The organism is Streptomyces sp. NPDC054847 (assembly GCF_053610925.1).
This window is the reverse complement of record NZ_JBSGZJ010000343.1, coordinates 1-7,749: the sequence shown is the minus strand read 5'-3', so window position 1 is coordinate 7,749 and position 7,749 is coordinate 1. Positions and strand designations below refer to the sequence as shown.

At 73.0% G+C, this 7,749-nt stretch carries 4 protein-coding genes, 1 tRNA gene and 1 pseudogene; 1 reads left to right on the top strand and 5 read right to left on the bottom strand.

Annotation, left to right across the window (positions count from 1 at the left end; all coding sequences use genetic code 11):
• The first annotated feature begins 681 nt into the window (after positions 1-681).
• Positions 682-754: transfer RNA gene (locus ACWGH4_RS26525), tRNA-Gly, on the top strand.
• Positions 755-811: 57 nt separating this feature from the next.
• On the opposite strand, the gene ACWGH4_RS26520 is transcribed toward ACWGH4_RS26525, so the two are convergent.
• The 5 genes and pseudogenes from ACWGH4_RS26520 to ACWGH4_RS26500 form a co-directional block, all read right to left on the bottom strand.
• The gene (locus ACWGH4_RS26520) at positions 812-1,711 is read right to left on the bottom strand and encodes a phosphoribosylaminoimidazolesuccinocarboxamide synthase (RefSeq protein WP_441263217.1); all 900 of its coding nucleotides are present in this window, start codon (positions 1,709-1,711) and stop codon (positions 812-814) included.
• Between the two features lie 137 nt (positions 1,712-1,848).
• The gene (locus ACWGH4_RS26515; RefSeq protein ID WP_453465384.1) at positions 1,849-3,309 is read right to left on the bottom strand and encodes a N,N-dimethylformamidase beta subunit family domain-containing protein; all 1,461 of its coding nucleotides are present in this window, start codon (positions 3,307-3,309) and stop codon (positions 1,849-1,851) included.
• 237 nt (positions 3,310-3,546) lie between these two features.
• Positions 3,547-5,205 carry a hypothetical protein gene (locus tag ACWGH4_RS26510; RefSeq protein ID WP_453465382.1) on the bottom strand — a complete coding sequence of 553 codons (1,659 nt, stop codon included), beginning with the start codon at positions 5,203-5,205 and terminating at the stop codon, positions 3,547-3,549.
• Between the two features lie 455 nt (positions 5,206-5,660).
• Positions 5,661-6,923, bottom strand: a complete 1,263-nt coding sequence (gene purD / locus ACWGH4_RS26505) for a phosphoribosylamine--glycine ligase (RefSeq protein WP_453465380.1) — start codon at positions 6,921-6,923, stop codon at positions 5,661-5,663.
• Positions 6,924-6,984: 61 nt separating this feature from the next.
• A pseudogene (locus tag ACWGH4_RS26500) lies at positions 6,985-7,749 on the bottom strand (DNA polymerase III subunit gamma and tau); the annotation flags it as partial.

Here is a 7,749-nt window from a genome sequence, read left to right as displayed (position 1 = left end):
GAGTTGGTAGAGCATCACCTTGCCAAGGTGAGGGTCGCGAGTTCGAATCTCGTCGTCCGCTCAGAGAACGAAGGCCCCGGTCATTGCGACCGGGGCCTTCGTCGTGCTCCGGGCCTTCGTCATACTCCGGGGTTTCTTCCTGGCCGGGCTTCTCCTCATGGGCGGACGGGCAGCTCATCTGCGGACGGGTGGCGCCGGCGGCAAATGACCCCGCCGAGCGCGTGACCGGCAAAGGCGATGTGGAGACCGCGCAGCCGGACCTGATCATCCCGGTTGTGACAGTGCCCACAGCCGACGTGCGCCGACGAACCATGATCACGCCCGGCCGCACAGGCCGACCGAGGCCCTCGCCGGGAGTGCTCGTGACGGCCGCGCGAGGGCCCGGCCCGAGAACGTCGGCGGCCGGCGGACATCCTCCGATGCGCCGGAAATCCCTCCGGACAGCGCGAGTTGACTGCCGAAGCCCTCTTGGAGTGCGCTCACCCACGACCTTGGGAAAGCGCGAGAGGATCACCGTCCGGACGAGCCGGCTCGCCGTCACGAAGAAGTCGCACCGGCGCCGGCCGGCGATGCGGAATGCCCTCGCGTCCGGCCCTGCCGGGCCGTGAGGAGAACTCCGGTCGGTGGTGCGTCTCGCGCACCGCCGAGTTTGGGTATAGTGGGCTCCGCGCTACGGCGCATGCGGACGTGGCTCAGTTGGTAGAGCATCACCTTGCCAAGGTGAGGGTCGCGAGTTCGAATCTCGTCGTCCGCTCAAGGAAAGAAGCCCCCGGCCTTTCGGCCGGGGGCTTCTTCGTGTCCGGGCGTCCCGCTAGGACCAGGTCGCGCCGGTCAGGAGTTCGTAGGCCTCCACGTACTTGGCGCGGGTCGCGTCCACGACCTCCTGCGGCAGTGCGGGCGGCGGCTGCTCGCTGTTCCGGTCCCAGCCGGACTCCGGCGAGGTCAGCCAGTCCCGGACGTACTGCTTGTCGTACGACGGCTGGGCGCGGCCCGGCTGCCAGCTCGCCGCCGGCCAGAACCGGGACGAGTCCGGGGTGAGCACCTCGTCGGCGATGAGCAGCCTGTCACCGTCGAAGCCGAACTCGAACTTCGTGTCGGCCAGGATGATGCCCCGTCCGCGGGCGATGTCACGGGCCCGGGAGTAGACGGCGAGGGTCGATTGGCGCAGGTGGGCGGCGGTCTCGGCGCCGACCTGGCGGGCGACCTCCTCGTAGCTCACGTTCTCGTCGTGGTCCCCGACGGCGGCCTTGGTCGCGGGCGTGAAGATCGGGGCGGGGAGCTCGGAGCCGTCGCTCAGGCCCTCGGGGAGCGCCAGACCGCACACGGTGCGGCTCTGCCGGTACTCGGCGAGACCCGATCCGGTGAGGTAGCCGCGGGCCACGCACTCGACCGGGACCATGCGCAGCGACTTGCACACCATCGTGCGACCGGCCCAGTCCGCGGGCGCGCCGGGAGGCAGCTCGGTGGAGATGACGTGGTTGCCGATCAGGTCCTCGAGGCGTTCGAACCACCACAGCGAGAGCTGGGTCAGGACCCGGCCCTTGTCGGGGATCTCGGTGGGCAGCACCCAGTCGTACGCCGACATGCGATCGCTGGCGACCATCACGAGGTCGCCCGCCTCGTTCTGGTACAGGTCGCGCACCTTGCCGGTGTGCAGATGCACCAGGCCGGGCACCTGCAGCGGCTCGGGCTTTTCGACGAATCCGGACACGGTTCCTCCCCGTGGCTGTGAACAACAGCTCCGATTGTCCCGTACGCGGGCCGGACCCACCTGGTCAGGGTGCGACAGGCCCCGCCGGCCGGCCAAGGGCCCGGGGCGCTCCGAGCCCCGGGTCCTACGGACGGGGACTAGTCACGCTTGCAGATGCGGTCCAGGAGATTGGCGGTCGCCCGCTGGATCCGGGGGTCGACATGGCCGGGCCGGTCCAGGGCCGGGGACCACGCGAAGGTCCCGGAGGCGAAGACCAGGGCGCCGGAGGGCGCCCGGTAGAGGGAGGTCTCCTGGTGGCGGACCGTGCCGTCGCCGTCCAGGTACGGGGAGTGTGCGAGCAGGATCCGGCCCTCGTGCTCGGGCAGTGCCGTGCGCGGGAAGTACCGGTCGGCCTCTCCGGCGACCAGGCCGGGAAGCTCGTCGCCCTCCCCCGCGCCGGTGGCCTCCCACAGCCAGTGGTCCGCGTTCCGTACGACCAGCGGGGACGGCTCGGGCACCCGGCCCGCGTACTGGATGCCCATCAGCTGCTGCTCGGCCCGGTCCACCTCGCGCCACAGCGCGGGCTTTCCGGGACCACGGCGTTTGCGGCAGGTCAGCAGCCGGTCGGGGACGCCTGACGGCGACGGTGAGAGCTCGACCTGCCAGTACATGGTGTTGGCGGAGAGGAAGACGAGAGACGTTCCCCGGTCGCGGGCCAGCTCCACCGCCCGGCGCATGGGGGCCGACCAGTACTCGTCGTGGCCGGGGAAGACCAGGCCGCGGTAGCGGGCCGGATCGATGCGTCCGGCGTGCAGGTCGCGGGTGTCGGCGTAGGCGAGGTCGTAGCCGTACCGCTCGGCCCAGCGGATGAAGTCGTAGGCGTGGCCGACATGGAGCGGGAGGCCGGCGCCCGCGTACGGACGGTCGAAGGAGACCGTGGTCGCGGCGTCCTCCTCGCCCAGCAGCCTGCCGTCCTCGCCCCAGGCGTGATAGAGGCTGGCGCCGGTGCGGCCGTCCTCCGGGTAGAGGTTGTACGCCTGCCATGTGACGTCGGGCAGCAGCAGGAGCAGGTCCGCGGGGTGGTCGTCGCGGACCGTGAAGGGGATGTGCGAGCGGTACCCGTCCAGGGTGGTCAGCACGGCGACGTAGGCGCCGACGGACCAGTACGAGGGGATCTGGAGCCGCCACGAGAGCCACCAGTGGTGGCAGGAGACCGTGCGGTCGGCGGTGAGCGGCGGAGGCTGGACGATCCCCGAGAGCCGGGGGCTCGTGGTGATCTTGGCGGCGCCGTCGCCGCCGTAGTGGCCGATCCGGTAGACGTCGACGGAGAACTGCTGCGGGGGATCCACCGTGATGTGGAAGTCGACGGCCTCGCCGGGGGCGGCCGCTCCGGGACTCACGAATCCCTTGACCTGACGGCGCACGTCGTCCGCGGTACGGGGGCCGCCGGAGCCGCCGCGGGCCAGGCTCGGATCGGCGTACCAGGGAACCACCTGGCCGGTGTCGTCGAAGTAGTTCTCACTGCCGCGCAGCCAGGGCAGCGGGCCCTGGCCGAAGGGATCGGAGACGGCGTGCGCGAGAGCGCCCGATTCCCATCGCCGGATCTGATCCGCCCCCATGCCTGCCCCCTCCCTCGGTGCCCCTGTGACAACCGCGCCGCGCCGACCTGTTCAGCGCCGGTCTCCAGCACATCACATTACGCATGCAGTCCGTCACCGTTCGTCGCGAATTGACGGCAAGGAGAACGGAACCGGATGAGATCGCTCCGCTTGGTGCTTCCTGTCGCGCCCGGCACCTGGCATCCGGACCGGGCCGGGAGCGGCCGGTCCGGCGCGGCTCCGCCCGACAGGCGCCCTTCAGACAAGGCGGACCGGCTTCTCCGGGCGGACTCCGAGGGAACCCAGCCAGACCCGCAGCGGTTGCGCGTCCCCGTCCTCGACCAGGCTCAGCACGGGCGCCGCCAGATCCGCCCGCCGCTCGCCGTCGACCAGGAGCGCCGGACCGTCGAGCCAGTCCAGACCCGGCACCGCGCCGACGGTGTCGACCGCCGTGCAGCACACCATCGCGACGACATGGTCGGCGAGCAGTTCGCGGCCGGTGCGCGGCGGCTGAAGCGGCATGAGCGGCAGCGGATCGCCGCCGCCCCAGAGCGCCAGGGCGTCCTCGGACGCGTCCACCGGGTGGTCCCCGGCCCCGGCCACGGGCTCCGCGAGTGCCTCCTCACGCGCCACACGGGCGGTCAGCACGGCGGCCAGGGCTTCGCTCGCCTCTCCGCCGGGCCGTGCGGACAGGTGGTCCATGACCCGGACCAGCGTCGGGCCCTGCGGCCCCCTTGACGGCGCGACGCCGAGCTCGTCGAGAACCTGGTGGATACGGGCCGCTTCCGTACGCCACTTCCGGTCCACGACCTCCTCCGGATACTGCTGCCAGTCGACCGGCGCCCAGTCGGGGCCCTGGCCGGCGGGACCGCCGTGGAAGAGACGCGCGGCCAGCAGCGACGCCGCCTCGTCGACCGCGCCCGGCTCCTCCAGCAGGTCGCAGGCCGGGCGCTCGCCCAGCCGGGAGGTGAAGCCCTCGGCAAGGCGGTCCCGGCGCGACAGCTCGGTCAGGGCGGACACCACACCGGCGTCCAGCCGGGAGGGCCAGCGGCCCATCCGCCAGGCGGGGAGCGCGACCCTCGTCAGCAACCGGTCCCAGCCCGCGTACGCCAGGCCGACCTGTTCCTGCGCCACGATCCGCAGCCCGTAGTCCACAGCCTGTGCGCGCTCCGACGCGGCCGCGGCGACCCAGCGCTCCATGCCCGCGGCCTGGTCCTGACAGCTGCGGAGCAGCAGCCTCGCGGTCCTGCCGACGAAGCGGGACAGCAGCTTGCGCGTCCTGCCCTGGCCGGAGCGGGCGGCATCGGCGACCACAGCGTCCAGCCCCCGTACGAAACGGCGGGCGGCGGCTATGTCGGGATCGGCGGCGGACCCGGTGCCCGCGACGACCGGAGCGAGCACCGCGCGCAGCTCGGCCACCCGCATCCACCACAGGAACGGCGAACCGATGACCAGCACCGGAGCCTCGCCCGTGCGACGCCGGCCACCGGATATCGAGTGCGCCGGGTGCGAACGGTCCTCGAGCCAGCTGTCGCAGTCCGGCGTCAGCGCCAGCGCCGATGGCGCGGGCACCTCGAGGCGCTCCGCCAGATCCCTCACCAGCCGGTAGAGATCCGGGGCGGAACGCTCCGGCAGCTCCACGGTCGGGCTCAGCGCGGGGGAGGCACGCACGATCATCGCGGTCACGACCGCCGCGGTCACCAGCACGACGAGCGCGCAGACCGTGACGGCCCAGCGGGCGATGTCCCAGCCGCCGCCTGCCATGTGGCCCGTCGCCCCGCCTGCGAACAGAACGACGGCGACGGCCGCCGGGAGGAGTGCCGCCGCGACCGCCCTGCTGCGGATACGCAGCACGGCCAGTGCCTTGGCACGCGCGCCCCTGGCGCCCATCGACTCACCGATACCGGTACCGGACACGGCCGGACCTCACCCCCTCTGCCCTGCGACGGTGTTGGTCACTCCCCCACTGTGGCATCGCCCACTGACATCGCAATGCCGGTGGGCCAAGTGCCGGAATGCTTGCGCCGCACCATAGTTGGGGCTTTGGCGGCCGTCATCCGGATAGGGAAGCCGTCACCCGATGGAATGGCTTTGGGTAAAGGATCGCCCGCCCCGACGGAATGTCCGGGCGGGCGTCGTACGGCGGTGCGAGGTGTCGCCCGCGGCCTCGTCGGGCCGCACGCGGTCGGTCCGGGCCGGCGTGCGAGGGGGGCCGTTGCCGGGCCGTGTGCGCCAGGGCGGACGAGCCCGTGCGCAGGCCGGACGGGCCGGGTGCGCGAGGGCGGGCGCGGCCGGATCTGCGCGAGGGCGGGCGCGGCCGGATCTGCGCGAGGGCGGACGGGCCGGGGTCGCCAGGGCGCGGACGGGCCGGCTCAGGCGCCGAGACGGGCCTCGGCGGCCTTGCGGGCGATGTCCGTGCGGTGCTGCGACCCGTCGAGGCGGATCCTGCCCACGGCCCGGTAGGCCCGCTCACGGGCCTCGGTGAGGTCCTTGCCGGTCGCCGTGACCGACAGCACCCGACCGCCCGCGCTCACGACCGCGTCGCCGTCCCGCTTCGTACCGGCGTGCAGCACGTACGCGTGGGGCGCGTCCTCGGCCGCGACGGCATCGAGGCCCTCGATCGGGTCGCCGGTGCGCGGGGTGCCCGGGTAGTTGTGCGAGGCGACGACGACGGTCACGGCCGCGTCGTCGCGCCAGGTGAGCGGGGGCTCGGTGTCCAGCGTGCCCTTCGCCGCATGGAGCAGCACACGCGCCAGCGGCGTCTTGAGACGGGCCAGGACGACCTGCGTCTCGGGGTCACCGAAGCGGGCGTTGAACTCGATCACCCGCACACCGCGCGAGGTGATCGCCAGCCCCGCGTACAGCAGGCCCGAGAACGGCGTGCCACGACGGCGCAGCTCGTCCACGGTCGGCTGGAGCACGCTCGCCATGACCTCGTCGACCAGCTTCGGGTCGGCCCAGGGCAGCGGCGAGTAGGCACCCATGCCGCCCGTGTTGGGTCCCTCGTCGTCGTCGAGGGCGCGCTTGAAGTCCTGCGCGGGCTGGAGGGGGAGGACCGTCACGCCGTCGGTGATGGCGAACAGGGACACCTCGGGACCGTCGAGGAACTCCTCGATCACGACCCGGCCGCAGGCCAGCGCGTGCTCGCGGGCGGCGGCGACGTCGTCGGTGACGACGACACCCTTGCCGGCCGCCAGGCCGTCGTCCTTGACGACGTACGGGGCTCCGAAGGCGTCGAGCGCCTCGTCGATCTCCTCCGGGGTCGTGCAGACGTAGCTGCGCGCCGTCGGCACTCCCGCGGCGGCCATCACGTCCTTGGCGAACGCCTTGGAGCCCTCCAGCTCCGCCGCCTCCTTGGAGGGGCCGAAGCAGGGGATGCCCACCCGGCGCACGGCGTCGGCGACACCGGCGACGAGGGGAGCCTCGGGGCCGACGACGACGAGCCCGGCTCCGAGCCCGGTGGCGAGCTCCGCGACGGCCGCGCCGTCCATCTGGTCGACCGGGTGGAGCTCGGCGACCTCCGCGATACCGGCGTTTCCGGGCGCGCAGTGCAGAGCGGTGACGTCGGGATCGAGGGACAGAGAGCGGCACAGGGCATGTTCGCGGGCGCCGCCGCCGATGACGAGGACCTTCACGGCAGTCAGCCTAACCGCCGGACGCCCCTGCCTGTCGTACGGGCCTCCGAGGGAGAGGCCGCTACTCGTTCGTATATTCCTCCACGACCGTGGCACCGAGCTCGCGCACGATGAGGTCGTGGCCCGACAGCGCGGAGTCCACCAGGTCCGGATCGTCCGCCTCCGGAACGTCGTCCTCGATGGACACCGGGGGCGGTGCGTACTGCTCCGAGGGACGGGGCGGCTCCGGCGAGGACTGCGGCACGGGAGCAGCGGAGGCCTGGTGCGACGGCTGCGACGGGGCCCGGTCGTACTGCGGCGCAGGCGCGGCGGGCGCCGGCGCGGGCGGGGAGGCCGGGGCGGCGGGCTGCGGCCTGCCCTGGCCGTAGCCGCCCTGGTTGCCGTAGCCGCCGGGGCCGCCCGACGGAGGAGCGGATCCGCCCGGGCCGCCGGAACCGCCGGACGGGTCGACGATCGCCTCGACCTTCCACTGCACGTTGAACTGCTCGGCCAGAGCCTGCTTCAGGACCTCCTCGCTGCCGCTGCTCGCGAAGTTGTCCCTGGCACCGGCGTTGATGAAGCCCAGCTGGAGGGTCGTGCCGTCGAAGCCGGTGACCTGTGCGTTCTGGCTGAGCAGGATCCAGGTGAAGCGACGGCGGTTCTTGACGGCCTCCAGGATCTCCGGCCACATGTTCCGCACCTGACCGGCACCCTGCGCGAGGCCAGGACCGGGCGCCGCCGGGGCCGCCTGCGCGGGAGCGGGGGCCGGGGCGGGAGCCGCAGGCTGCGGCGCGCCCTGGCCGGGGGCGGAGGCCGTGGGCCAGCCGCCGGGCCGGCGGGCCGGCTC

Coding starts and splice junctions, on each gene's coding strand:
- ACWGH4_RS26515 (WP_453465384.1), bottom strand. CDS start 3,309: ATGGGGGCGGATCAGATCCGGCGATGGGAATCGGGCGCTCTCGCGCAC.